The sequence below is a fragment of the Streptococcus sp. HMSC077D04 genome (assembly GCF_001808785.1).
GTDB lineage: Bacteria > Bacillota > Bacilli > Lactobacillales > Streptococcaceae > Streptococcus > Streptococcus mitis_BX.
In genome coordinates this window covers 669-2,903 of the sequence record NZ_KV794537.1, presented here as the reverse complement: position 1 = coordinate 2,903, position 2,235 = coordinate 669, and the positions used below count along the sequence as shown (strand labels likewise).

4 protein-coding genes are annotated in these 2,235 nt (G+C 36.1%); all 4 read right to left on the bottom strand.

Annotated elements, in window-relative coordinates; genetic code table 11:
• Positions 1–153: 153 nt before the first annotated feature.
• From HMPREF2701_RS06830 to HMPREF2701_RS06820, 4 genes are read right to left on the bottom strand one after another with little or no spacing between them, the layout of a single operon-like run.
• Positions 154–786: a hypothetical protein gene (locus tag HMPREF2701_RS06830; RefSeq protein ID WP_070478178.1), complete on the bottom strand. Its 633-nt coding sequence runs from the start codon at positions 784–786 to the stop codon at positions 154–156.
• Between the two features lie 30 nt (positions 787–816).
• On the bottom strand, positions 817–981 hold the full coding sequence (locus HMPREF2701_RS11240) for a hypothetical protein (protein ID WP_160312384.1): 165 nt from the start codon (positions 979–981) through the stop codon (positions 817–819).
• Complete coding sequence (locus HMPREF2701_RS06825; RefSeq protein ID WP_061590548.1) at positions 978–1,604, bottom strand: hypothetical protein; 627 nt, start codon at positions 1,602–1,604, stop codon at positions 978–980. Before HMPREF2701_RS06825 ends, HMPREF2701_RS11240 begins: the two co-directional genes overlap by 4 nt.
• Positions 1,601–2,209, bottom strand: coding sequence for a hypothetical protein (locus HMPREF2701_RS06820; RefSeq protein ID WP_061590547.1), 609 nt, complete (start codon positions 2,207–2,209; stop codon positions 1,601–1,603). The genes HMPREF2701_RS06825 and HMPREF2701_RS06820 overlap by 4 nt, the downstream gene beginning before the upstream one ends.
• Positions 2,210–2,235 lie beyond the last annotated feature (26 nt).

Below are 2,235 nucleotides of genomic sequence, written 5' to 3'. Positions count from 1 at the left end.
AGTATACTTACCAAGATTTTGTGCCCATAGATAAAATAGAAAACTAGCTGCTAGGACTACAACAAGTACTAAACTACAACCTAAATTCCAATTCGATTTTTTCGTCATGCTCATTTGTAACTCTCCTTATAGTCGTCATACCTTTTTGGATCTCTATCTATTCTGCAAAATTTCGTTCTCTTTCCTTTTTCTACGCTGACCCGACCACCTGATACACTGCAACAATACTATCATACGAAGAATCAAATAGACCAAACGAAGGATTTTCATCTTTCCAAGAGCTGATAAGAAATTTTTCCTTGCATTCCCCACTTCTTGACCTAACTGTTCAACTGTTTTACCTGTTTCTTCTTTAATAGCAACTGCATTATTTGAAATCAAATAATAATTTTGTTCTAATCTGCTGATATAGGCTTTGGAAATTGGCTCGTCTAAGAAAAAATATACTCTATCAGCATACTCATCCTGAGACAGCGTATAGTATACTTCAGCTTCACTCTCCCATTTTTTAGGAAAACTAGTTATTTTAATATTTCCATAGTCTAAATGCATAATTCCAACTAAAACGTCATTAGTCCATTCTTCCGCATAGTGGTATAATTTCACTTTCTTATCTACCATTGGCCAAACCATAACATACCGACTATGCATGAATTCCTTAGTTAATGCTGAGTTACTTGCCAAACTGGTCGCACCAATCTCATATACTGACCAAATAAGAACTACGAGCATTAAGACAGCTTGAGTTGGTTTGTTTTTATAATAGTTTCTTATTCTTTTTAACATTTTACTCTCCAACTGCGGGATTGGGTTTATCTAAATCTTTTTTTGAAATAAGGAAAAATCCTCTTGTAATGCATCATTATTCCCAGCATTTGAGTAAGAAACTTGCTCATCTTCTGGAAACCACATTTTACCAGCTAGTTCCAAATAACCATAAGGTATCTTTTTTGTATAATCACCTTTTAAATATAATTTCATTCTTCCTCGTCGTCATAAACTGGCTCGCCATGGATTTTGATGTATTCTTCATTCCTACGGTCGTCTTCTTCCCAAACTGGGTCTCTCACATCATCCATAAACGGAATTTCTTCCAAACTCAGCTCATTAGCTTCTTCATAACTCATCGAAAGGATATCCTCATGCCGTTTTTTAAATCCCTCCACACTTAACCAGCTCTCTTTATCATCTTCGCTAATCTGACCATCAATAGCAGTCGCAATTTCAATGGCCATAATATACATAGCTCGTTTATCAACAGTAAGAAGGTCAAGGTGGGTAGAAGCGATTCTTAAACATTCGCCTTTCTCACGAAAGTCCGACATCATAGCATCTTCGTAATCTAGCTGTATATATTCACATTTATGGGATAAAAAATCATATTTTATCCCTTCCTTTATTTGAACACTCCTCCATCTAACATCATGAGTTCCCTTGTCTAATTCTAAGTGAATAGAAAGTTTATCGATTGGTAAATCTAGATACCCAGCATACGATAAATCTGGCTCTATTCCATCTTTTTCCTCAAACCACATCCTTTTCGCTAGTTCCATGTAATCAAATGGAATTTCTTTGGTGTAATCGCCTTTGATATATAGTCTCATAAATCTGAGATATCGCCTCCATGTGCTAGTATATATTCTTTTCGACGAGTGGCCTCTTCCTCCCAAAGAGGGTCGTCTACAACATCCATCGTTTGAATTTCAATCAAACTTCGTTCATTTGCTTCATCAAAAGTCAGAGATAGAATAGCCTTGTGCTTTTTCTTAAATTCCTCGACTGTTAGCCATGTCTTCTTATTATCCTCGCTAATTTGCCCGTCAATGACCTTTGCAATCTCAAGCGCCATAATGTACATGGCGCGTCTATCAACTGTCAAAATTTCTAGATGGGTGGTTAAAATACGGAGATAGTCTCCCTTTTCATTATAATCCGTAGCGAATGCATCTTCAAAATTAATTTCAATACATTCTTTAATATGTGAAAAGAGGCTTCGTACCCCTTCCTTTAGGGGGACACTAGACCATCTCTTATCCGCAGTACTTTTCCTCAATGATAAATTTGAGAAAAAATCTTCTTGTAGTTGCTCATTGTCTCCAGCATTTGAGTAAGAAACTTGCTTTTCTTCTGGAAACCACATTTTTCCAGCTAGTTCCAAATAACCATAAGGTACTCTTTTTGTATAATCGCCTTTAATATAAATTCTCACTCGTCTTCCTCATCGTCATAAACACG